At 28.7% G+C, this 24,147-nt stretch carries 29 protein-coding genes and 1 tRNA gene; 23 read left to right on the top strand and 7 right to left on the bottom strand.

Annotated elements, in window-relative coordinates:
• Positions 1 to 8 precede the first annotated feature (8 nt).
• A complete protein-coding gene (locus DS884_RS18000) occupies positions 9 to 455 on the top strand; it encodes a KTSC domain-containing protein (protein ID WP_093869107.1) in 447 nt (148 codons plus the stop codon).
• Between the two features lie 82 nt (positions 456 to 537).
• On the opposite strand, the gene DS884_RS17995 is transcribed toward DS884_RS18000, so the two are convergent.
• The 5 genes from DS884_RS17995 to trxB all read right to left on the bottom strand — a co-directional run bounded on the left by DS884_RS17995 (position 538) and on the right by trxB (position 4,848).
• Complete coding sequence (locus DS884_RS17995; RefSeq protein ID WP_113787751.1) at positions 538 to 1,362, bottom strand: DUF4097 family beta strand repeat-containing protein; 825 nt, start codon at positions 1,360 to 1,362, stop codon at positions 538 to 540.
• A 4-nt stretch (positions 1,363 to 1,366) separates the two neighbouring features.
• Positions 1,367 to 2,281, bottom strand: a complete 915-nt coding sequence (locus tag DS884_RS17990) for a hypothetical protein (protein ID WP_147239427.1) — start codon at positions 2,279 to 2,281, stop codon at positions 1,367 to 1,369.
• 93 nt (positions 2,282 to 2,374) lie between these two features.
• Positions 2,375 to 3,166: a HEAT repeat domain-containing protein gene (locus DS884_RS17985; RefSeq protein ID WP_113787749.1), complete on the bottom strand. Its 792-nt coding sequence runs from the start codon at positions 3,164 to 3,166 to the stop codon at positions 2,375 to 2,377.
• 1 nt (position 3,167) lies between these two features.
• On the bottom strand, positions 3,168 to 3,719 hold the full coding sequence (locus tag DS884_RS17980) for an RNA polymerase sigma factor (protein WP_093869111.1): 552 nt from the start codon (positions 3,717 to 3,719) through the stop codon (positions 3,168 to 3,170).
• 190 nt (positions 3,720 to 3,909) lie between these two features.
• Entirely contained in the window at positions 3,910 to 4,848 is a 939-nt protein-coding gene (gene trxB / locus DS884_RS17975) for a thioredoxin-disulfide reductase (RefSeq protein WP_113787748.1), read from the bottom strand.
• Between the two features lie 166 nt (positions 4,849 to 5,014).
• Between trxB and DS884_RS17970 the strand changes: the two genes are divergently transcribed.
• The 16 genes from DS884_RS17970 to DS884_RS17895 all read left to right on the top strand — a co-directional run bounded on the left by DS884_RS17970 (position 5,015) and on the right by DS884_RS17895 (position 14,505).
• Positions 5,015 to 5,089: transfer RNA gene (locus tag DS884_RS17970), tRNA-Pro, on the top strand.
• Positions 5,090 to 5,344: 255 nt separating this feature from the next.
• Positions 5,345 to 5,452: a hypothetical protein gene (locus DS884_RS18820; protein WP_410529737.1), complete on the top strand. Its 108-nt coding sequence runs from the start codon at positions 5,345 to 5,347 to the stop codon at positions 5,450 to 5,452.
• A 217-nt stretch (positions 5,453 to 5,669) separates the two neighbouring features.
• Positions 5,670 to 6,569 carry a site-specific integrase gene (locus DS884_RS17965; RefSeq protein ID WP_233487188.1) on the top strand — a complete coding sequence of 300 codons (900 nt, stop codon included), beginning with the start codon at positions 5,670 to 5,672 and terminating at the stop codon, positions 6,567 to 6,569.
• A 51-nt stretch (positions 6,570 to 6,620) separates the two neighbouring features.
• Complete coding sequence (locus DS884_RS17960; RefSeq protein ID WP_113787747.1) at positions 6,621 to 7,214, top strand: Crp/Fnr family transcriptional regulator; 594 nt, start codon at positions 6,621 to 6,623, stop codon at positions 7,212 to 7,214.
• Between the two features lie 75 nt (positions 7,215 to 7,289).
• Positions 7,290 to 7,817 (top strand): NADPH-dependent FMN reductase, encoded by a 528-nt coding sequence (locus DS884_RS17955; protein WP_113787746.1) that lies wholly within the window; start codon positions 7,290 to 7,292, stop codon positions 7,815 to 7,817.
• 31 nt (positions 7,818 to 7,848) lie between these two features.
• A complete protein-coding gene (locus DS884_RS17950) occupies positions 7,849 to 8,325 on the top strand; it encodes a Dps family protein (protein ID WP_113787745.1) in 477 nt (158 codons plus the stop codon).
• 6 nt (positions 8,326 to 8,331) lie between these two features.
• The gene (locus DS884_RS17945; RefSeq protein WP_113787744.1) at positions 8,332 to 8,985 is read left to right on the top strand and encodes a DsbA family protein; all 654 of its coding nucleotides are present in this window, start codon (positions 8,332 to 8,334) and stop codon (positions 8,983 to 8,985) included.
• Between the two features lie 116 nt (positions 8,986 to 9,101).
• Entirely contained in the window at positions 9,102 to 9,956 is an 855-nt protein-coding gene (locus DS884_RS17940) for a hypothetical protein (RefSeq protein ID WP_199488232.1), read from the top strand.
• A gap of 101 nt (positions 9,957 to 10,057) precedes the next feature.
• Positions 10,058 to 10,531, top strand: coding sequence for a VOC family protein (locus DS884_RS17935; RefSeq protein WP_113787743.1), 474 nt, complete (start codon positions 10,058 to 10,060; stop codon positions 10,529 to 10,531).
• A 36-nt stretch (positions 10,532 to 10,567) separates the two neighbouring features.
• On the top strand, positions 10,568 to 11,233 hold the full coding sequence (locus DS884_RS17930; RefSeq protein WP_113787742.1) for a DMT family transporter: 666 nt from the start codon (positions 10,568 to 10,570) through the stop codon (positions 11,231 to 11,233).
• 3 nt (positions 11,234 to 11,236) lie between these two features.
• Entirely contained in the window at positions 11,237 to 11,488 is a 252-nt protein-coding gene (locus DS884_RS18815) for an EamA family transporter (protein WP_113787741.1), read from the top strand.
• Positions 11,489 to 11,512: 24 nt separating this feature from the next.
• Entirely contained in the window at positions 11,513 to 12,277 is a 765-nt protein-coding gene (locus DS884_RS17920; protein WP_113787740.1) for a DUF481 domain-containing protein, read from the top strand.
• A 458-nt stretch (positions 12,278 to 12,735) separates the two neighbouring features.
• Positions 12,736 to 13,347, top strand: a complete 612-nt coding sequence (locus DS884_RS17910; RefSeq protein WP_093869113.1) for a DUF4230 domain-containing protein — start codon at positions 12,736 to 12,738, stop codon at positions 13,345 to 13,347.
• Positions 13,340 to 13,609 carry a hypothetical protein gene (locus tag DS884_RS17905; RefSeq protein ID WP_113787738.1) on the top strand — a complete coding sequence of 90 codons (270 nt, stop codon included), beginning with the start codon at positions 13,340 to 13,342 and terminating at the stop codon, positions 13,607 to 13,609. Before DS884_RS17910 ends, DS884_RS17905 begins: the two co-directional genes overlap by 8 nt.
• Entirely contained in the window at positions 13,587 to 13,952 is a 366-nt protein-coding gene (locus DS884_RS17900; RefSeq protein WP_093869115.1) for an MmcQ/YjbR family DNA-binding protein, read from the top strand. Before DS884_RS17905 ends, DS884_RS17900 begins: the two co-directional genes overlap by 23 nt.
• Positions 13,953 to 13,956: 4 nt before the next feature.
• Complete coding sequence (locus DS884_RS17895) at positions 13,957 to 14,505, top strand: 5-formyltetrahydrofolate cyclo-ligase (protein WP_093869116.1); 549 nt, start codon at positions 13,957 to 13,959, stop codon at positions 14,503 to 14,505.
• A gap of 53 nt (positions 14,506 to 14,558) precedes the next feature.
• On the opposite strand, the gene rho is transcribed toward DS884_RS17895, so the two are convergent.
• Entirely contained in the window at positions 14,559 to 16,301 is a 1,743-nt protein-coding gene (rho, locus tag DS884_RS17890; protein WP_113787737.1) for a transcription termination factor Rho, read from the bottom strand.
• 209 nt (positions 16,302 to 16,510) lie between these two features.
• Between rho and DS884_RS17885 the strand changes: the two genes are divergently transcribed.
• The 4 genes from DS884_RS17885 to DS884_RS17870 all read left to right on the top strand — a co-directional run bounded on the left by DS884_RS17885 (position 16,511) and on the right by DS884_RS17870 (position 20,835).
• Positions 16,511 to 16,948 carry a DUF4293 domain-containing protein gene (locus DS884_RS17885; RefSeq protein WP_113787736.1) on the top strand — a complete coding sequence of 146 codons (438 nt, stop codon included), beginning with the start codon at positions 16,511 to 16,513 and terminating at the stop codon, positions 16,946 to 16,948.
• A gap of 367 nt (positions 16,949 to 17,315) precedes the next feature.
• Positions 17,316 to 17,969: a response regulator transcription factor gene (locus DS884_RS17880; RefSeq protein ID WP_093869119.1), complete on the top strand. Its 654-nt coding sequence runs from the start codon at positions 17,316 to 17,318 to the stop codon at positions 17,967 to 17,969.
• 286 nt (positions 17,970 to 18,255) lie between these two features.
• The gene (locus DS884_RS17875; RefSeq protein WP_113787735.1) at positions 18,256 to 18,951 is read left to right on the top strand and encodes a hypothetical protein; all 696 of its coding nucleotides are present in this window, start codon (positions 18,256 to 18,258) and stop codon (positions 18,949 to 18,951) included.
• Between the two features lie 66 nt (positions 18,952 to 19,017).
• Positions 19,018 to 20,835, top strand: a complete 1,818-nt coding sequence (locus tag DS884_RS17870; protein ID WP_158530878.1) for an ATP-binding protein — start codon at positions 19,018 to 19,020, stop codon at positions 20,833 to 20,835.
• Here the strand turns inward: DS884_RS17870 and DS884_RS17865 are convergent.
• Positions 20,825 to 21,319: a metallophosphoesterase family protein gene (locus tag DS884_RS17865; RefSeq protein ID WP_113787733.1), complete on the bottom strand. Its 495-nt coding sequence runs from the start codon at positions 21,317 to 21,319 to the stop codon at positions 20,825 to 20,827. The genes DS884_RS17870 and DS884_RS17865 overlap by 11 nt on opposite strands.
• 272 nt (positions 21,320 to 21,591) lie before the next feature.
• Here DS884_RS17865 and truA point away from each other — a divergent pair, with 272 nt between their 5' ends.
• Both truA and DS884_RS17855 read left to right on the top strand, forming a co-directional pair.
• A complete protein-coding gene (truA, locus tag DS884_RS17860) occupies positions 21,592 to 22,332 on the top strand; it encodes a tRNA pseudouridine(38-40) synthase TruA (protein ID WP_113787732.1) in 741 nt (246 codons plus the stop codon).
• Between the two features lie 50 nt (positions 22,333 to 22,382).
• Positions 22,383 to 24,098: an ABC transporter ATP-binding protein gene (locus DS884_RS17855; RefSeq protein ID WP_369813904.1), complete on the top strand. Its 1,716-nt coding sequence runs from the start codon at positions 22,383 to 22,385 to the stop codon at positions 24,096 to 24,098.
• The last annotated feature ends 49 nt before the right edge of the window (positions 24,099 to 24,147 follow it).

The following is a 24,147-nucleotide window of genomic DNA, read 5'->3' as shown; positions in this document are numbered from 1 at the left end:
GAACAATCATGAAGCGAATTAAAGAATATAAGAAGTTATTTAAAGTAGAAGGAGCCATTAATTTAAAAGAATTAAAAACTACCTACAGAGGGTTAGTAAAAGAATGGCACCCTGATAAATTTCAAGACGAAGATAAAAAAGAAGAGGCTGGAGAAATGAGTACTAAAATAATTGATGCTTATCATTTTTTAGTGAGTATTGCTCCTGAGACTAAAGAAGCTAATTTAGAGGCTTATAAAACCACTATTACAGAATTCCAAGTTGCAGACTACCAACACAAAAGTATGCGTTTGGAAGTTACTTTTACTGACGGAAACACATACGAATACTTTGGTGTTAATCGTATACTTTTTGGGAAATTTATAAATGCCAAATCAATAAACAACTTTGGTAAAAGAAATATTTTTAATTCTTTTTTATATAGAAAATCAATGAAAGCTTCAGTTACAGCTTAATTCTGATTTTACTTTTTACATAACAAAAAAGAGATTGCTATAAAAGCAATCTCTTTTTTTGCATATAACCTTAATTATTAACTTAGTTAGCTCTAATAATAACATCTCCATTAAAGTTCTTAAATAAAAACTCTGGTCCTCCTCCATTGATAGATCCTTTAATCCATTTTTCAACTTTCACACGATATGCATTTCCTCGTTTAGAGTTTCCTTTTGTAACTTTTGCTTTAGATGGTTTTGCTTTTAAATCAAAATCGGTATAAATTTCACCTCTATCTGATTTTACTTTTATATCTGCTTTAATTTTTTTAGGAAAAGTAATATCTATATCTCCATTTAAACTACTAAACGCCATTGCTGTATTTGGAGTTACTTTTAAAAAATTAACTACAATGTCTTTATTTAAAGCATCTGCGCTTACAGATCCACTAACATCTTTTAATGTAATTTTTCCATTTACGTTACTAATATCCATAGAGCCATTTACATTCTCTACTAAAATAAACCCTCTATTTATAGTTGATATTTTTAATGAAAAATTCCTAGGTACCTGTATTTCAAAATCTGTTGTTCCTTGTGGCGAACTATTTACTCGTACTATATTATCAAACTCTTCTGCACTAAACTCTAAAGAAGTATTAGATATTCTTTTTAACCCTTTTTTAGAACTCTTTCTTTTATGTCTCGATCCATGACGGATATCTCCTTCCTTTTTTGTTCCTTTTATAATGACTTCTTTACTAGATGTTCCTTTTACAGTAATTGATCCATTAATAATTCCCATTTTTAAAACTCCTGGTTTCCCTGGGTTTGTTAAGGGAACTCTAACAGTTTCTTGAGCTATAATATTCGTTGTTAATAAAAACAACATACTAACAAGTACTAATTTTATATTTTTTGTATTCATTTTTTTATTTTTTTACGATTGCGTCTCCGTTTAACTGATTAAAATGTAAATGCACATTTCCTTTTCCAATTTTAAAATTCGAATTCGAATCTATTTTATACTTTACTTTTTTTCTTTTACTTTCTTTGGTTTTCTTAATTTTTGGTACTGTTTTTTCAACATCAAAATTCGTATAAAACTTTCCATTCATCGTCTTGTAACTAATTGTTGCATCTAAATCTTTTATAAACTTTATAGTAATATCACCATTTAAAGAACGATACCAACTTTCTTCTTTAGGGTTCTCTGCATAGGTTATATCTATATTTTTATTCAAGGCATTTACATCAGTTTTTCCTGATACATTTTGTAAACTAATTGCTCCATTAATATTATGAGCAATCAATAATTTTCCATGTACATTTTCTACAGTTATATTTCCTTTATTAATAGCTTTTAAATCTACACTTGCCTTTTTCGGTATTTTAATTTTAAAATTTAAAACGTACTTATACATTCTCTTAGTTCTATGCTTGTAGCTTCGCCTATTATTAAAATTAAATTCTCTATGCTCAAAATTACCAGTTTCAATATCAAAGTGAGAATAAGGAGAATCTAAATACACATAAATTGCATTTCCTTTTTTAGACGATTTAATTCCTATTTCTTTTTCACCTTTTTTTAAATCTTCTTCATTATCAGCATAAACTGTTCTAGTAGCTTCAACCTGAATTGTAGAACCATTATATCCTTCTACATCGATAGATCCGTATACATTATCTACAACCAATATATTTTCTAAAGAGGCGTTTGTAAATTGTAATTCTTTTTTTAAAGTATGCGTACTTTTTAGTTTTTTATTGCTTTTTTGTTTTTGTCCCAACATTGCATTTGAGCAACATAAAATGACAGTAATTGTAATTAGTTTTAAAAATTTCATATTTATTCGTTTTTTGATGAATGACTTTTGGGTATTTCTGTAAAAAGCTTGCCTAGGATATGCCATCTACATCAATCTTATAAATATTTTATATTAAATAATTTGTTGAATACTTTCTTTCATTTTTTCTTTTGCACTTTCATTTACATCTTCTTTTTCTATCAGTTTTTTAAATGATTTTACAGCTTTTTTCTCTTGTAAAATCACCATTAAATCTGCTAAAGCTATTTGTACTAAAGGTGCTTTTTGAAGTGAAATTGATGCTATTAATCCTTCTCTTACTATTGGTATATCGGTATAATTACCCAATGCTTCAACAGCTGATAATCTTACATTTACATTTGTATCATTATTCAGTGTAGAAAACAATGCTTTTATTATAGTTTCTGTTACCTCATTGAGTTTATTGGCCTCATTTACTGCTTGTAATCGTTTATTTGCAGACGGTTGCTCTAGTAATGCTAACACCAATTGTGAACGTACATTTTCTGTTTCTTTTTGCGCATATTTTATTGAGTCTTCTGATACTCCTGAAGAACTAGTCATTTGTTTACCAATAAAAAAACCTGCAACCAAAATCACCACTGTATATGCGAGTTGTTTTGTTACGCTCCCTAATAAAAAAGTTTCTATTCTTTTTAAAAGTGATACACTTTCTTTCTTCTGCTCTTCAGCATTTAACATTGTATAGAATTTCACGTCCATTGCTGTGCTAGGTTCTGGAGTAGATTCTTCAATACTCCAAAATGACTTCATCTGATCAAATTCTTCTCTATGCTGCGGATTCATCTTAAGAAAGCTCTCAAACTCATGTTTTTTAACTTCAGATAAATTTTCTGACAAATAATCTATAATTGTATTTTTATATTCTTTATAATCCATCATCTTATCTTTTATCTAAGGTTAAATAAACTTCTTTTAATTCTTGTAAAGCTCTATGAACTTTTGTTCTAGCCGCTCCTTCAGTACACCCCATTATTTGTCCAACCTCTTTATATTTCAATTCTTTAAACTTACTTAAAGTTAAAAACTCTCTTTTTTCATTAGATAATAATTGCATTGCTTTTTTTAAAATAAATGTGTTTTCTGATGTTTCAATATCTTTTTGTATATCATCATAACCATTTAATGTATAATCTACTTCTTCTATATTTTTATGTTGGTGTTTTTTGATTTTTTTAAAATTATCGTAGTTTACATTTCTTGCTATTTGAAATATCCAGGTAATAAACTTACTTTCTTCTGTATAGGTATGCTTATATTTTAAAACCCTAATAAATACATTTTGCACTAAATCTTCACTTAAACTAGCATCCTTGTTCATTTGATAAAAAAAACCAAATAATCGTCTTTTATACCTTTCATACAACAATCCTAGTTTATGGTTTTCACCATGTTTCACCTTCAGCATTAATGAATTATCTGATAATGTTTCCAAGTTTTAATTGTGTTAGTTGATTTTACAAACTGATAAACTCTGTTTTTTTAAAAACGTTACAAATTAATTGTTTTTTTTAAACATTCATTTAATTTCACGATGAGGAAGACCTTTTAATTAAAAAATGTAACAAAAAAAAAAGATTGCTTTCCAGCAATCTCTTTTTTCTTAATATCTTATATACTTTTTATTATTCTAAAGCACCTAAATAACGTTCAGCATCTAAGGCTGCCATACAACCAGTACCTGCAGCAGTTACAGCTTGCCTGTATTCTTTATCTTGAACATCACCTGCAGCAAATACTCCAGGCATATTTGTTTTTGTTGATTTTCCGTTAGTAATTAAATATCCTGTATCATCCATATCTAATACTCCTTTAAAAATACCCGTATTAGGTTTATGGCCAATTGCAATAAACACTCCAGTAACAGAAATATCAGTTTTATCACCAGTTTGGTTATTTACAACTCTAACACCTTCAACAACATTATCACCTAAAACCTCGTCAATTTCAGTATTATATAAAACAGTAATATTTTCTGTTTTATTAACACGGTGTTGCATCGCTTTAGAAGCTCTCATATAGTCTTTACGAACCAAAATAGTTACTTTACTACAAATATTAGCTAAATATGTTGCTTCTTCTGCTGCAGTATCTCCTGCACCAACTACAACAACATCTTGCCCTTTATAAAAGAAACCATCACAAGTTGCACAAGCAGAAACTCCACCCCCTATTAAACGTTGTTCACTTTCTAATCCTAAATATTTAGCCGTAGCTCCAGTAGAAATAATTACAGTTTCTGCTTCAATTTCTGTAGTTTCATCTACAATAACTTTATGAATACCTCCTTCTTTATCAGAAAACTCTACACTTGTTACCATACCAAAACGAACCTCAGTTCCAAATCTTTCAGCTTGACTTTTTAAATCTTCCATCATAGCAGTTCCATCAGTACCATTAGGGTAACCAGGAAAATTATCAACTTCAGTAGTAGTAGTTAATTGACCTCCCATTTGCATACCTGTATACATTACTGGTTTCATATCTGCTCTAGCTGCGTAAATTGCTGCTGTATATCCTGCTGGTCCAGAACCAATGATTAAACATTTTATTTTTTCTGCCATATCTATGTATTATTTAGTAACTACAAATGTAGTAGTTTTTTGTTTTTTATCCTCTTAGTATTATATATTTTGATTATAAGTCGATAAAGAATAAAAATATTACATTTTTATATGTTTTTTATTTGTTGTTTACTTTTTTTTTATACATTTGCAGTCCGAAATAATTCGGGGTGTAGCGTAGCCCGGTCATCGCGCCTCGTTTGGGACGAGGAGGTCGCAGGTTCGAATCCTGCCACCCCGACTAAAAGTAATATGAATTACAACTAAAACCTTGTTAATCTTATGATTAATAAGGTTTTGTAGTTTTTAGACTATCATAAGAATTAATATTATATGATTTAATTCGGTTCACAGTTTACAAATTAAAAAGTGTGAACCGAACAAATACTTAAAATTCTGTTTTTGAAATAGTTGATTTGACTTTCGTCTTGAATGAATGTTTAATTTAAAGACGACAGCTATGCAATCACAAAACACCTTTAGTTTATCATTTTGAATAAACGCTACTAGAGCAATTAATAATTGCTCTCCTGTCTATGCGCGAATAACAGTAAACGGAAAACGTGCCAATATTAGTTTAAAGCGAAAAGTAAAAAATATCTGAATGGGATTCTAATAAAGGAAAAGCACGAGGTACTAAACAAGAATCTCGACTACTTAATAGATATTTAGACCTGGTTAAAAATCGAGTTTATAAAGCCCATGATCAACTTGTAAAAGAAAAAATCTTCATTTGTTCTCAAAGTATCAAAGCACGTTTTTTAGGAGAAGACAACAAAGAATACTCTTTACTTACTTTGGTTAATTATCATAATACGCAAATGAGCGAATCATTAACCTATGGTACTTTAAAGAATTATTTCACTACTCAAAAATATATCAAGTTGTTCCTGGTTGAAAAGAGAAAAACTCAAGAGCTTTATTTATCACAACTAACATTTCGCTTTTTAGTTGATTTTGAAAAATTTCTACGTTCTTATGTTCCTCTAGACCATCAAAAGAAAATGGAGAACAATACCATTATGAAACATATTCAAAGACTTCGTAAAATGGTTACATTGGCTTACAAAATGGAATGGATAGACAAAGATCCTTTTATCAAGTTTAAACCCACATATATCAAAAAAGAACGTGAGTTTTTACGTGATGATGAACTACAAACTATTATTGATAAAGAATTCGAAATTGAAAGATTAAACCTTGTCAAAGACTTATTTATTTTTAGATGTTATACAGGTCTGTCTTATATTGATGTAATGAACCTCAACGAAGATAATATTGCTATTGGTATAGATGGTAATTATTGGATAATAACTAATAGACAAAAAACACATAACAAAGTTAAAATTCCAATATTACCAATGGCTGAAAAATTCATAAATAAATACAGATGGCATATTAAAACTAGGAAAACAAAAACTTTATTCCCTAATATTTCAAATCAAAAACTCAATGCGTATTTAAAAGAAATAGCTGATCTATGTGAAATAAAAAAGAATTTAACCTTTCATATGGTACGTCATACATTCGCTACTACTGTCACTTTAAGCAACGGTGTACCTATAGAAACTGTATCAAAATTATTAGAGCATTCTAAAATTGTAACGACTCAAATTTATGCTCGAGTAATAGAGAGAAAAGTAAGTAATGATATAAATAAGTTAAAACAAAAATTAGAATCCAAAAACCAATTACTTAAAAAAAGGTATAATGATTTTTAGAAATTAAACTATTTTTACAAATACATTAATTAAAATCATATGTAAAGTATTATGGTTGACTATGACCTAATTTACTCTCCTTTAATAAAAAACATCAAAGAATTAGTTACTATTTCTAATAAAGATATAGAATTAATTATAGATGCTTTCGTACCTAAAAGTTTAACAAAAAAAGAAATTTTACTTTTTAAAGGAGACACTTCCAACCATATGCGTTTTATTTCTTATGGATGCTTAAGGTCATATCACATCAATGAAGCTGGGCAAGAATATATTCTACAATTTGGAATAAAGAATTGGTGGATTAATGATTTGTATAGTTACTTAACTAAAACACCAGCACAATATTTTATTCAGGCACTTAAACCAACAACTGTTTTGCAAATTCATAGAGATGAATTGGAAAAGCTTTTTAACAAAGTACCTGCAATGGAACGATTTTTTAGAATTAAAATGGAAAAAGCCTATGTAGCTAACTTAAATCGTACAATAAATTCGATGAGCGAAACAGCCGAAAGCCGTTATCTAAATTTTATAAAAAAGCACAGAGAAATAGAACAAAGTGTACCGCAATATATGGTAGCTTCTTATCTAGGTATTAGTCCAGAACATTTAAGCACTATTCGAAAAAACCTACATCAATAAACTTTCTTAAGGTATCTTAATTTTTTTGCAATGATATAATCAGAAGTTTGTACTGTTAAATTAAAAATAGTACAGATGAAAAATATCATTGCATTTACAGGTAGTACCAACCCCAATTCAATCAACGAAAAGTTATTAATTACAGCAATTAATAAACTACCAAAAGATTCAGTAAACTTAGTTCAGTTATCTGACAAAAATATTCCTATATATAGCCAAAAAATTGAAGAAGAAGGCATACCAAAGCCCATAAAAGAACTCTTTCAATTATTTACAAAAGCAGACGGGTTTATGATAGCATCACCAGAACATAATGGACTTCTCTCTGCCTTTCTTAAAAATATTATTGACTGGCTATCAAGAGTAGATCAAAAGTTTTTTGGAGATAAACCGGTACTGTTAATGAGTACTTCACCAGGAGAATATGGAGGTGCATCACATTTACAAACATTAGGAAACCTTATACCATACTGGGCTGGTAATTTAACTAGCACGTATTCTTTAGGGGATTTTAATAACAAATTTGATATTGAAAATTTAACAATATCAGATCCAATTGAGGGTTCAAAATTAAATGAAGCTATACAGGCTTTTATAAAGTAATTAAATTAACACAAACATAAAAATATTAAATATGGACAACTTAAATAGAATTGGTCTTGATGCCAAAAAAAGCGAAAAACTTGCAGAACTTTTAAACGATTTACTAGCTAATTATTCCATTTTTTATCAGAATACAAGAGGTATTCATTGGAATATTCAAGGAGATAGTTTTTTTGAATTACATCTGAAGTTTGAAGAATTATACAATGATCTTTTTGAAAAAATTGATGAAATAGCTGAAAGAGTTTTAACGCTTGGATATGCTCCAAATCATAAATTTTCAAAGTACTTAAATGAGTCGTCTATTTCTGAAAACACAGAAGTAACTAACGGTTACAAAGCTGTAGAAGATATATTATCTTCATTTACAATATTCCTCACCAAACAAAGACAAATTCTTGACTTTACAGATGAAATGAATGATGAAGGAACCAACGCCTTAATGAGTGATTATATTAGAGGACAAGAAAAATTAATATGGATGTATTCTGCATTTTTGAAAAAGTAAACAATTATGAATACTAATAAGACCGTAACTATAGATTTTTATCATGACGTAATTTGTGCATGGTGTTATGTACTTTCTCCACGTATTAGAAAATTGGCAGAGAATGACACTAACATAACTGTTAACCATCATAGTTTTGCTTTATTTCCTAGCAAAGAAACCATAGTACGTCGATATGGTTCAAAAGAAGAAGGGAAACGTCAAATCATGGACCATTGGAGACACGCGGCAGTAAGGCTAGACGAAGGCGATCAAAAAATTGACACTGATTTGATGGAGTCAAGAACATTTGATTACCCATACTCTATGCCTGGTTTAATAGCAAGTAAAGCAGCAGAAAATCAAGGTGGCATTAATCTACATTGGGATTTCTTTGATGCTATTCAGCATGCCTTTTTTGTAGAAGGAAAAAACATTGATGCAAATGAAACACATCTTGAAATAGCTAAAAAATTGAATTTAAATATTGAACAATTTAAAAAGGATGTTAAATCGGAAGAAACCCTAAAATCTGTTAAAGCTGAAATTACGCAAGCTAATAGAATTGGAGTACATAGTGTTCCAACTGTTGTTGTAAACGGAACACATAAGGTTCCTGGAGCACAATCATATGAAGAATTAAAAAGAGCTATTAAACAAATAGTAGAAGCATCAAGCTAATTACGATAGTTGACCTTTCTTAAGATACCTTAATTTTTATATCTCAAATAAGAGCAACCTTTGTATAGTAATTAAAAACAAGTAAAATGAAAATATTGAACAATAAAACAAAATTTATGAAAACTAAATTGAGTAGCTTATTCATAGCTGTATTATTATTAGTAGTAGCAACAGGCTGTGCTAATAAAACATCAAAAAAAGATTCTGAAAAAGAAGTGAAAGTAACACCTCAAAAAGAAATTAAAGAAGATATCAAACTATCATTTAGTGATGGTAGAGCAGATGCCATTGGTCTTGTAGATATTAATGCAGTATTAAGTTCGGTTGGTGTACGAGTAAGCACAGTAGAATTACCAGAGATTGCAAAACCAATTCTTGAAATATCAAAAACAAGAGCTCTAGATAAAAAAGAAACTAGTGATTTAATAGCTGCTTTTCATTTAGACAGAAAAGGTTTACTTAACCAAATAGAAAAAGCTGGTAGAAAACCAGTAGCAGAAAATGGAGGATCTTTAGTTACTAAAGAAGATGATAGACCCCCTTACCCTCAAGTTTATGATATGAAAGCATTATCACCAGAAGTAACCGTTTTTCTTCAGGATAAATTTGGAAAATTACATGTAAATAGTACAGATGAAGGAACAGGTATTGATGAAGTTATGACGATTGTATCAGGTGGTCCTTGGACATGGTTTTTTGTATTACCTAATAATATTGTTGGAAAATTAACTTTAGGTCATGTAAAAATTGATGGTTTAGGCTGGAGAATAAGTTACCCAGGGATAAGTCCACACGGTGGATTTTTAGATTCTGAATATGGATTAGTAGTTGCATTTGCACATGGCCCAGAAAGGTTTGTAATGCGTTATGAGGAACCAACGGTTAAACTAGATAAATGGATGGGAAAAAATCCTTGGATAGATTTCTCAAATAAAGAAGCACCAAAATTATTAGAAAAAGTTAGCCACTAAGATTCATCGAATCTAATTCTAGTTAATCACTAAATAGGTGTTATAAAAACTATTAAATTTAATGGTAATTATAACACCTATTAATTTTTAAAACTAAACAAATGACACATAACAAAAAACGATTAGGAGAATTAGTATTAAGAACATCTGATGTAGATACTCTAGCTGAATTTTATATCAATGTAGTTGGACTTGAATTATATGCTAGTTTTAAGAAAAACAGATTTTTAAAGGTTGCTGATGATTTTGAAGGACATCCTCAAATTTTGGCAATATTTGATAATTCTAAAGGGTTTCATGGTCCAAAAGGTTTACAAAAAGGAAAGTCAGATAATGGTTTAGGAACACTACATCATTTTGCTTTTGCACTCGAAAAAGAAGATTTCGAGTCAGAAAAAGTAAGACTGGAAGAATTAGAAATAGAGTTTAAAAGTGAAACCTATGAAGTTTTCGGTTGGCATTCAATTCATTTTTACGACCCAGACGGAAATTCAGTAGAATTTGTTTGTTATGATTCAAAGAGTTTAAATATTGAAAAAAACAAGAAAGTTAGACAAGTGGCTAATAAAAACTAAAGTGCTTCTAAATATATAAAAAGTATCAAAATAATAATGAAAAAATCTTTTGTAAAATCATCATCTTTTGTCCACATATTAATGATTGTCATGAGTATATTGGCAGCATCATCTTTCCCCATCGCAGCATTAATAACAGATGCTTTATCTCCTGAACTATTACTCTTCTTAAGATTTTTCCTTTCGGCATTGTTCTTTCTTCCGTTTATTATTAGAAAAAAAGAAAGTATTCCAAATAAGAAAACCCTTTTCGGCTATTTTATTTTGAGCCTTCCTTTGGTAATTTTCTTTTGGTGTATGTTCGAAAGTTTAAAATATACTACTGCACTTAATACAGGAGCTATATATACTATTTTACCTGCCATTACAGCGATACTCGCTTATATAATAAATAAAGAACTAACAGAGAAAACACAAGCAATAGGTTTAATTATTGGTACTATTGGTGCTCTTTGGATTGTGTTTAGAGGAAGTCTAAACTCAATGCTATCATTGGATTTAAATTATGGTGATTTAATATTTTTTATAGGAACGCTCACCCTTGGTTTCTATAACCCCCTTGTAAAAAGGCTTTATAAAAAAGAACCTTTAGAAGTAATGACATTTTGGGTACTATTAATAGGGAGTTTATGCATTCTATTATTTTCTTGGAAAGATGTCTTAGAAACCGATTGGTTAATATTAGACTCTAAAGTATATTGAGGAATATTATATTTATCTTTTTTTTCTACACTACTTACTTTTTTTCTTCTTCAATACGGTGTAGTAAAAATTGGAGCAACCAAAGTAAGCGCTTATGGTTTTCTAACTCCTATTATAGTTGTGATTATTGGCGCCTTAATTAAAATAGAAACATTTGAATTTGCATATATTCCTGGAATGATATTGGTTCTTTTAGCGCTGTTTTTTATTCAAAAACAAAGAGGAAATTCTAGTATAGAAAGCAAAGGTTCTTAGAAATAGTATTTTATAATTAAAAAAATGAAAAAAGAAATCACAAGTGTAATATTTCTAAGTATAGTATGTTCTTTAAGTATTTTTTCACAAGATACTAAGCAACACAAATTTACAACCGATATTAATTTTACTGGTAATGTTTTCACTGGTAACACTCAGCGTGTTTTATTGATTAATAATGCTAATTTTAAGATTGAAAGTCATTCAGGGAAAACAAATTTCCAATCTAAAAACAGGTACATATACGGAACAGCTGGAGGTAATTCAAAAGAGAACGATTACAGAACTAGTAATTATTTTATGTTGAAAATTAACAAAAAATGGAACCCAATAATAGGTTTTTATTTTGAAACATTACGAATTAAAAAATTAAGAAGTTCTATAAAGCCTTTAATTGGTATTCAATATAAATTGATTGATAATGGAAAAATAACAGTCTATCCAAGGGTATTAATTGGTTATTCTTGGCAAAAATTTAATGGTACAAACTTCAAAGACTTTGATAGTCATAGTAGTAATGAAATAAACGGAATGAATATCAATTTTGGACTAAATGCTTCATTCAACCCTTTTAAAGATAAAATTATTTTTAACGTATTCAGCATTTACCATCTTGATATCACAAAATCGAATTATCAACGCTTATGGTTAGATTTTAACACAAAAATTCTTCTTTTCAAAGGCTTATATGCAAGGTTATCATTAAATAATTACTATGAGAGTATAGTCTTAGAAGGTATACAAAATAATGATCTTCATATTACATATGGCTTTGGATATAGGTTTTAAAACTTACTCTTTTACATTTTACATAAAAAGCAATGTCAATATTCGAGAAAACATTTTAAACTTCTTTGGAAAAGAATCTTATCAATTTATTACAATTAAAGAATTCGCTGAGTATAGTGGAATTGAAGAGGAAATAGTCAACAAATACTTGATTAATTAATCATAAAAAATGATGCTATTTACCTAGTTTTAATATAGTTAAAATCGTAAATTTGTATAGAGACGTTCAGATAAAAAATACTATTTCAATCTAACAGATAGGTCAACAATTCGGTTCACACTGTTTTAATCTATTCCGTAAAGCATTGATATTACTACATAGTGGCGGTTTAGTTATCATCCTGCCACCTGGACTATATCAAATCAAAAACCTTGTAAACTCTATACGTTTACAAGGTTTTATTTTTTACATTATTTTTTAATAATTAAGAATAATAACTTTTTGTAACTTCGTATTTATGGAATTACTTTTTTTAGGTTTGGCTGGAGGAGCTATTGCTTCTTATTTTATATTTCAAAAATTTGCACTAAGTAGTAAAAAAAATCTAACACAAAAACAATCTGTTGTTTTGTTAGATAAAATTAAAAAAGTTTCAAAACTAATAACTGTTGAAGGAGAGTTCGCAGAAATATACCATCATGAAAACTCCCAAGAAAAGTTCCTTGGACTTTTTACCAGTAAAAAGAAAGCTATTATATTAATTAACGCTAAAGTTCTTATTGGTTTTGATTTTAGAAAAATTAAAATGTTAGCAGATACTAAAAGCAAAACAATTTCATTATCTGAATTTCCTCAACCTGAAATTTTCTCAATAGAGCCTTCTATTCGTTTTTATGATATTCAAAATGGTTTTTTAAATAAATTTAGTTCAGATGATTTAACCAAGGTTAACGCTGAAGCCAAAGATCACATTTCTCAAAAAGTACCAGAAAGTAACCTAATGCAAACTGCCAATAGAGAAGCCTTAGAAGCAATTATGCTAATGAATAGCCTAGTAGAAACCATTGGCTGGAAATTAGACTACTCTTCATTGGAACTTCCTAATGAAAAAATAACGTTAATTGATTAACAATACTCCCAACCATAATAAAAAAGTATTTTTAATAATAGTAGCAATTTTATCTTTTGCTACTTATTACTTTATTGAAACTTCAAAACAACTAGTAAATTGGCAGAGAAAAATTGACAATTCAGATATTTCTGACGGTTTTGCTTTGTTTATCACTATTAACATAGTCAAATACTTTTTACTTATTTTTGGTATAACATCTACAATCTTTTTAATCGTTACCATTTTAAAAAATAAATATGAACATAGAACAACTACATAATTACTGTAATTCTAAAAAGGGAGTAACAGAACACTTTCCTTTTGATGATGTTACTTTAGTATTTAAAGTTATGGGAAAAATGTATGCTCTCATAGGTTTAGATAAGTGGGAAAATGGAGACCAGAAAATAAACTTAAAATGTAATCCTGAATGGAGCGAAGAATTACGTACTAATTACGATAGTATAAACCCAGGATTTCATATGAATAAAAAACACTGGAACACTGTTATTTTAAACAATGATGTTTCTGATAATTTTGCCTTTGAATTGATTGACCATTCATATAACCTAGTAGTTAAAGGACTTACAAAAAAACTAAAAACTGAATTAGACACCTTATAGTACTATGAAAAAAAATGATTTAAGAATTCAATACAAACAAAGAAGAAAAGATTTATCGAATGTTCAAAAAGAAGAGCTAGAGCAAAATATTTACCAACAAGTTTTTAATATAAAGATAACAAATATTAAGAATGTTCATTTATTTTTATCAATGGAAAAGTTTAATGAAATCAACACTACTCCTATCATTAAATTCTTCAGAGACCTTGATAAAAAGATAATTGTAAGTCGATGCAATTTTCATGACGACTCTTTAACGCATTACTTATTAGATGAGAATACAAAACTTGAACTTAACAAATTTGGTGTTCCTGAGCCTGTTAATGCTAAAGAAATAAATGTAAAAGAAATTGATTTAGTTTTTGTTCCTTTATTAATTTCTGATGCAAAAAAATATAGAGTTGGCTACGGAAAAGGGTTTTATGATCGTTTTTTGGCTTCCTGTAAAAAAGATGTAAAAACTATAGGTCTCAATTTTTTTAAACCCATTGACACTATAGAAGACATTAATGAATTTGACATTCCTTTAGATAAAGTTATTTACCCTCAATAAAAAAATCCTGCATTTTGCAGGATTTTTAAATATATAATATTGTATTTCTATAACTATCCGTTCATAGAAATTAAGAACTCATCATTATTTATAGATGTTTTTATTCGTTGCTGAATAAATTCCATGGCTTCTATTGGGTTCATATCAGCTAAATACTTACGTAATACCCACATACGTTTTACTGTTTTCTCATCTAATAATAAATCATCTCTACGTGTACTTGATTTTATTAAATCAATTGCAGGGTAAATTCTACGATTAGAAATATTACGATCTAACTGAAGTTCCATATTACCAGTACCTTTAAACTCTTCAAAGATAACTTCATCCATTTTAGAACCAGTTTCAGTAAGTGCCGTAGCTATAATGGTTAAAGATCCTCCATTTTCTATATTACGAGCTGCTCCAAAGAAACGCTTTGGCTTATGTAATGCATTAGCATCAATACCTCCAGATAATATTTTACCCGAAGCTGGTGCTACAGTATTATAAGCTCTTGCTAAACGTGTAATAGAATCTAATAAAATTACTACGTCATGACCACATTCAACTAAACGTTTTGCTTTTTCTAAAACTATATTAGCAACTCGTACATGCTTATCAGCTGGCTCATCAAAAGTAGATGCTACAACTTCTCCACGTACATTACGTTTCATATCAGTAACCTCTTCAGGGCGCTCATCAATTAATAAAACTATTTGATAAACTTCTGGGTGATTCGCTGCAATAGCATTTGCCACATCTTTCAACAACATTGTTTTACCCGTTTTTGGCTGTGCTACGATCATACCACGTTGCCCTTTACCTATTGGTGAAAACAAATCAATTATTCTTGTTGAAAGTGAACTTCCTCTTTCTGCTAAATTAAATTTCTCATTTGCAAAAAGTGGTGTTAAATGTTCAAAAGACACTCTATCACGTACAATATTCGGACTTAATCCATTTATTTTTGACACTCTGATTAAAGGAAAGTATTTTTCTCCTTCTTTCGGAGGACGCACATTACCTAAAACAGTATCTCCAGTTTTTAAACCGAATAATTTTATTTGTGATTGTGATACATAAATATCATCAGGTGATGATAAATAGTTATAATCAGATGAACGTAAAAAACCGTATCCATCTGGCATCATCTCTAATACACCTTCACTTTCTATAATTCCATCAAACTCAAAATCAGGATCGCGGTATTTATTACCACTCTTGTGATGATGCTTGTTGTTATTATTTTTATTTTGATGATGTTTATTGTTGTTATTATTATTGTTGTTCTTATTCTGAGTATTTCTTTGAGGCCTATTATTTTGAGCATGTTGCGGCTTTCTATCGTCCGTTCTTTTAACCTCTTCAGTTTTACTTCTTTCTCTTGGTTTTGGAGCGTCTTTACCTCTATTATTAGTTCCTTTAGGCTTTACAACTTCCTTGTTCACTGTTTTTTCAACAACTACCTCTTTTTTATCTACAGCTACTTCTTTCTTAGGAGTGTTTTCTACTTTTGGAGCCTTTTCAACTTTTTTAGGAACAACTTGTTCTTCTTGCTTATTTACAACAACTTCCTCTTTCTTTTCTTGAGAAACTGATGCATTTTTGGCAATTCTTTTTCTTTTTGGCTTTTCTTTTGGAGCTTCTTTTTTTGCCGGCTTTTCTTCTTTACTAGTAGCTTCAGCCTGAGCATCCAAAATTTTGTAAACTAAATCTAACTTTTTTAACTGACTCGTTTTAGTTAACCCAATTTTCTTGGCTACTTCTTGTAAATCAGTAAGTTTCTTAGCTTTTAATTCCGAAATCTCGAACATTCGTTAAAATATTTGGTTAAAATCCTCTCACTTTGTATAAGTAAAGAATTTAAAAAGTTATTGTTTGTTTTATAATCTGATTGTTAGTTATATGAAGTATATAACAATTAATGTGTAGTTACTTACAAGGCAAATATATACAAATAATTTAACTTGGAATATTTCTTTTTAAAAAAAGAAATGTTATTTTTGCCTTCCAATTTGGAAAAATGATACAAAGAATACAATCAATATATCTTTTATTAGCAGGTGCTATTTCTGGAGGATTAACTTTTTTAGTTAATTTATGGATACAAGCTAAAGAAAATACACCTATATATATAATAGACTTATTTACTAGTGATTCTATTTCTCAAAAAATAGTTCCTGTATTATTTTTCACCTCTGCTTTATTATCAATTGTTACCATATTTTTATTTAAAAATAGACAGTTACAATTTGTATTAGGTAGATTAAATATGTTGACAAACCTTTTTTTATTAGGATTATTGATTTATTTATCGCTAACATTACCTGGAGAAAATACTGTTTCTGAGAAAGGTATTGGGATGTTCTTACCTGTTATTGTTATTTTGCTAGTAGTTTTAGCTAATAAAGCAATTAAAAAGGACGAAGATCTTGTAAAATCTGTTGATAGATTACGATAAGCCTAACATCTTAGTATATTTTAGTGCGATAAAACCGAGAATTTATTCTCGGTTTTTTATTTACTTTTTTTTGCAAGCATATAACTTTTTCTCTTTTTTAGTTTTAATATAAAAGTTTCTTTAATAAGAATAATAAAATTTATAATTTTAAATGCTTTTTGATACATTATTTTAGTTAAACTTGTACAAAAAACAAAGCTAAAAAACTATGCAAACACTTAAAAAACAACAAATTAACCTTCAAATGTTAAAGTGTATCTAAGGGTTTACCCTGATACCGTTAGTAAAAACCCTGAAACACCGTTTAGGGGTATTGAGTATTGTGAGAACTCTGCTTCTCTCATAAATTTGTAAACGTAAACAACAAATGAGTTACAAGATTAAAGTTCATATAGCCGATGATCATAAGATCCTTATAGAAGGAGTGATAGCGCTAATAAATATCGAAGATGACATTGAAGTCGAAGGCTTTTCTTTAACAGGAAGAGAAGTGATAAACTGGTCTAAAAAAAACACTGCTGATATATTGATATTAGATATTAATATGCCAGAGATGGATGGAATAGATGTTTTAAAAACGTTTCAACAACGTGATACAAAAATTAAAACTATTATTTTATCTAGCTTAAGTGATCCAAAGCTTGTACAAGAAATGATTGTACTAGGTGCAAATGGATTTTTAGAAAAAAGTTCTGCTAGCGAACATATTGTAGACGCTATTAGAGCTGTAAATAAAGGGTTGCAATATTTTAATGAAGATATTAAAAGCAAACTTTTTAATTTATACGTTACCGGTTCAAAAAATAAAATCAAACGAGAGGAATCTCACAAAGACCTAACTGAACGAGAGTTAGAAGTGTTAACATTGATTGCCCAAGAAAAAAGTTCATCTGAAATAGCCGATAAGTTAAGAATAAGTGTAAAAACTGTTGAAACATATCGCAGAAGCCTATATAAAAAACTAAAAGTGAAAAATGTAGTAGGTTTAGCGATGTATGCAGTTAGGAACAATATAGTATAATCCTTTCATTCTATTTTTTCTTTGCCCCCAAAGAAAACTCCCCCAAAACCTATAAATTCCTAATTAATTACGTCGCTAAAAACTACAACAACCAAAATATATCTGGCGATGTACGTGTTATTATATAACATAGTTTAGAAAACCCCTTCATTTTGTTTTCTTTATCCCCTAATTTATGAGAACGTCCCCCGTATCTCCATTAATCTATACTAAGTACGTCGCCTTTTTTTTAAAATTAAACTCTTAAACAAATTTCCTTAAATCATTAACCTTAAAAAATGCAAGCATGAATAAAATTACCCCACTTTTCCTAGCTCTTACTCTTATTTTTGCATCATGTTCATCTACTGAAAATGACGCTGAATTATTGCAAAAAAACGAAACAAAATTAAAATCATATACTTTAAAAAGAGATGCTAATGGTAGGTACTCTATTGATTTTGATGTAAAAGAAAACACAGAAGTTAACACCTTTAAAAATTCTGATAAGTCTAATGAAATAGTATTATCAGAAGCTGTACAAAAACAAGCCCAAAAACACAGCAATAACTTCAACCTAGAAAACGACTTTTTAAAAATTGGCTTTTTGGAAGATAATAATGGTAAAAAAACACAAATTACTGTTGAAGATGAAAACATTACCTTTGCTAAAAAAGGAGTCACTGAGTTTTTAAATAATTATAGTGTTACTAAAAATGAAGACGGTACTTTTACTCTTGATTTTCAAGTGAATAATAATGTGCAAACTGAATTTATTTATAATGAACTAAAAGAAATATACGAAGTACATTTATCTATTGGATTATGTAAAAACACAAAATTCATAAGAACCCTTAATGTATCAAGTAGCAAGCAATTAAAAATTGATTTTGTAAACCATAAATTTAACAAAAATAAAATGGCAAGAACTTCAGAATCGTCAACTAGAAAACCTAAAGTTCATATTGGTAATGAACTAGCATCATTAGATTTTGAAAGTTAAAAAATATCATTTTAGATAAATATGACATTAAAAAAGAAAACAAAAGTTTATACTATATTAACTTTTATGTTAATATTATATTTATCCTATTTCTTTTATAAAAAACAAAGTAAAACAGCTTCCCTCAATGATGAAGCTGTTTTTTCTATTGAAATAGATCAAAAAAAAGCAATATTAAATATTGCTTATAAAAATGCTTTAGAAAAATACTCCAAAACTAACTACGGTGATGCCTTAAAAGACATATTAAATATCTATGAACAAAGCAAAAACCAAGATCACAAATTATTAATATACAAATCAGAAAGTTTATTAGGCAATATCTATGATAAAACTAATAACTTTAATAAATCTATTAAATATCATTTAAAATCCATAAAATCAGCAGATGTTTATTCTCGAAAATTTGAAAAAACTAATTTAAATCTTTTTTACTCTAAAGCATACCTTTCCCTGGGAAGTGTTTATCAAAAATTAAGTTTTAACATACCTAACGATTCAAGTTCCGATTCAAAAAAACAAGCAAATCACTATAAAGATAGCGCCTTTTATTTCTATAATAAATTAGAAAACATAAAAGATTTAAATAAAAAAATTACTAGACTAAAGGCTATATCATACTATAATATTTCTGGCATCTATCAAGTTGATTCTCTTTATAATTTAGCAATGGATTATGCTAATAAATCAATTATAATTCATAAAAAAAATAATGATAAAAAAAATCTAGGAGGAGCATATAATAACTTAGGAAATATCTATTTGGTACAGCATCAATACTCTAAATCTAAAGAATTATATTTTAAAGGAATTGACTTAATTGAAGATGACAGTAGTGAAAAACTAATTGGCTTAAAGGCTGAATTATTTTACAACTTAGCTTGGGCTCTTCGAAATTTAAAAGATTATAAAGCATATGACTACCAAGAAAAATCTTATGAAATTGAAGATAAAGAAAGAGAAAAACAAGTAAGAAAAATAATAGCTCAAATAACAACTGGTCATCAACAAACATTGGAGCAACAAAAAGTTGATTTGGTCAAAAGTCAAACCGAATTATTAAAAGTTCAGAAAAATAAGTCAACTTTATTAGTAAGTATTTTAAGTATTCTTGGTTTAATTATCTCTGGTGTTGTTATTTATAATTATAGACTACGTCAAAATAACTTACAATTAAAAATATCTCAAAATAAATTAATAGAAGAGCAAAATATTGACCGTATTAAGTCAGAATCTCAAATTAAAATTTTAAATGCTACCATAGACGGTAAAGAAACTGAGCGAAAACAAATTGCAGAAACTCTTCACGACAGTGTAAGTGCTTTACTATCTTCTGCCAACATGCATTTACGTGCTACAAAAAAACAATTTAACGGTAATACTCCTGTTGAATTAGAAAAAACGCAACAAATTATTCTAGAAGCGTCACAAAAAGTTAGAGATCTTTCTCATAATTTAGTTTCGTCTATTCTTTTAAAATTTGGTTTAGGATATGCCATAAAAGATATTGGTAGCAAATATTCAAATTCTGAGCTTCATTTTCATACAAATATTAGTAACATTAGTAGGTATAATCAAGAATTTGAAATAAAACTATACAATGTTATTCACGAATTGATTAATAATATTTTAAAACATAGTAAAGCTAGTAATGCTCATATTGTTTTAGAAGATAAAAATGGATTTCTTTCTGTTTTAATTGAAGACGATGGTATTGGTTTTAATTATAAAGACAATAAAATAAAAACAGGATTAGGCTTAAATCAAATAGAAGCTAGAATTCAAATGATGAATGGAAATTTTTTAATAGAATCTGCCAAAGAAAAAGGAACAAAAGCTACTATTACTGTTCCTATAAAAAACAGAAGTTTGGTTACCGCTTAGCCAACTCAACAATTTCTAAATTTTTTATATCACCTTTTTCTAATTCAAATCGTAACATAGTTCGTACTTGATGAAATCCGTGCTTACCAGCTGCCCCAGGATTTAAATGTAGTAAGTTTAGTTTTTTATCAAACTGAACTTTTAAAATATGAGAATGGCCACATATAAATAATTTAGGAGGGTCATTTTTTAAAGCCTCTCTAACTCTTTGATTATATTTATTCGGGTAGCCACCTATATGTGTTATCCAAACAGAAACTCCTTCAACCATAAATTTAGCATCTAACGGAAATTCAGCTCTGGCATCTTTATCATCAATGTTTCCATAAACAGCTCTTAAAGGTTTGTGCTTTTTTAAGGTATCTGTTACCTCTAAATTACCGATGTCTCCAGCATGCCAAACTTCATCGGCCTGTTTTACAAATTTTAGTATTTGCTCATCAATAAAACTATGAGTATCTGATAACAATAAGACTTTTTTCATAATGGCGCAATTTATTATTAAAAAAGCAAACCCGCAATATATAAATATATTGCGGGTTCAATATCTTAAGGGGTCAGACTTACGGGGGGACTTATTGTCTTATACCCTAAAGATACTAAAAAAAAACTATTTAACCATTATAAAAACATAATTTTTTGCACATATTTTTATGTTTTATATAATTTATCAATATTCTTGTTTAAATTAACTTTTCCTTTTTCTAAATCATGCGGTTAAAATTCCATAATTTAGCTATTTAAAACATTATTTTTTTGAGGTATTTTATTGAGCTTTCATACAATGGAAAAAACTACCATGGCTGGCAAATTCAACCAGATGCTATAAGCGTACAAGAAGAAATTAATAACGCAATAAATAAAATTTTACAAAGTAATATTGCTGTTGTAGGTGCAGGTAGAACAGATGCTGGAGTTCATGCATCACAAATGTATGCTCATTTTGATACATCAAAAATTATTGATGCTAATTTTACCTATAAATTAAATGTTGTTTTACCTAATGATATTGTTATTTACAATACCATACCTGTTGAAGAAGATGCTCATGCAAGATTTGATGCTGTTAGCAGAAGTTATGAATACAAAATTTGGCTTGGAAGGAATCCTTTTTTATTAGATACTACTTGGCAACTGCATCATAAATACAAGAATATTAATATTGAACTTATGAATGAGGCAGCTACGATATTACTTGAATATGAAGACTTTGAATGCTTTTCAAAAGTAAAAACAGATGTTCATACTTTTATTTGTGAAATAAGTAATGCTAAGTGGGTACTTAATGAAAATGAATTAACCTTTCATATCACTGCCAATCGATTTTTAAGGAATATGGTACGTGCAATTGTAGGTACTTTATTAGATGTTGGAATGGGTAAAATATCAGTTAATGATTTTAAAAAAATTATTGAGAGTAAAAACAGAAGTAATGCAGGACTTTCAGTTCCAGCAAAAGGATTATTTTTAACAAACGTAGCATATAACTATATATAGTGAGCACAGAATCAGGAAAAGCATTTGATCTAAAAATTTTTGTAAGACTAATGAGTTTTGCAAAACAGTACCGATTAAAATTTGGTACAGCTGTAATTTCAACAATATTATTAGCTATTGCATCAGCGGCAAGCCCGTATGTTTTAATGCATGCTGTAAATGATTTTACAACAACAAAAAACCTTAATCAGTTACTGAACTACACAGTAATAATGTTAGTTATTTTATTAATACAAGTTGCCTTGCAATTCTTGTTTATATACTATGCTAACTGGGTTGGACAACACATTATTAGAGACATAAGAGCAACTGTTTTTAAAAAAATAATGGACTTTAAAATGGGTTACTTTGATACAACTTCGGTTGGTAGACTAGTAACCAGAGTAGTTTCTGATATTGAAACTATAGCCAATTTTTTTACACAAGGTGTTTTTATGATTGTAAGTGATATTTTAAAAATGCTTGTTGTTATTGTAGTTATGCTTGTTATTAATTGGAAATTAGCACTTATAGCTCTTGCTGTTTTACCAATTTTAATTTACGCCACTAAGCTTTTTCAAATTGCAATAAAAGCAACTTTTCAAGATGTTAGAAACCAGGTTGCTAACCTAAATGGTTTTGTACAAGAAAGGGTAACAGGTATGAAAATTGTTCAACTTTTTAATCGTGAAAAAATAGAATATAAAAATTTTGTTGGAATTAATGACAAACATAAAAAAGCACATATAAAAACAGTATGGTACTATTCAATATTTTTTCCTATTGCTGAAATTTTATCATCTATAGCTATAGGTTTAATTGTTTGGTATGGAGGTTTTCAAGTGGTAGAAAATAGCACAGTAACTGTTGGTGCTATTATTGGATTTATAAAAATGGCACAAATGTTATTTCGCCCTTTGCGTCAAATTGCCGATAAATTTAACCAATTACAAATGGGAATTGTATCTGGTGAAAGAGTTTTTGCAGTAATAGACACTGAAAGTTCTATTGATAAAAAAGGAACTATTGAAGCTACTAATTTAAAAGGAAATATAACTTTTAATGATGTGCATTTTAGCTATATTAAAGGTGAAGAAGTACTTAAAGGAATTAGTTTTGATGTTAAAAAAGGGGAAACAGTAGCTATTGTAGGTGCTACAGGCGCTGGAAAGTCTACCATTATTAATTTAATTAGTAGGTTTTACGAAATAGATAGTGGTGAAATTGCCGTAGACACCATTCCTGTAGAACAGTATAATATTAGCTCGCTAAGAAAAAAAGTAGCTGTAGTTTTACAAGATGTTTTTTTGTTTTCTGATACTATTCATAACAATATTACTTTAAATGATACTACCATTTCAGCTGAAGAAGTAATAACTGCTGCTAAACAAATTGGTATTCATGATTTTATTATGAGCTTACCTAATGGCTATAGTTATAATGTAAAAGAAAGAGGTGCTATGCTATCATCTGGTCAACGCCAATTAATTGCATTTTTAAGAGCTTATGTTAGTAAACCTAGTATTTTAATTTTGGATGAAGCTACCTCATCGGTAGATTCTCATTCAGAACAAATGATACAAGATGCAACTGATTTAATTACAAAAAATAGAACCTCTATTGTTATTGCACATCGATTAGCAACTATCCAAAAAGCAGATACGATAATTGTAATGGATAAAGGCTTAATTGTAGAGCAAGGTAGCCACAAAAATTTATTACAGAAAAAAGATGGTTTTTACAGAAACTTATATGACAAACAATTTAGTGATGAAAGCACTGAATAAGTTTGATTACAAACTTCAAAATGTTACATTTGTTACTCAATCTTAAAAA

It is taken from the genome of Tenacibaculum sp. E3R01 (genome assembly GCF_003318185.1).
Taxonomy (GTDB): Bacteria; Bacteroidota; Bacteroidia; order Flavobacteriales; family Flavobacteriaceae; genus Polaribacter; species Polaribacter halocynthiae.
The sequence above is the reverse complement of the archived record's forward strand: the minus strand, read 5'-3'. Positions and strand labels throughout refer to the sequence as shown.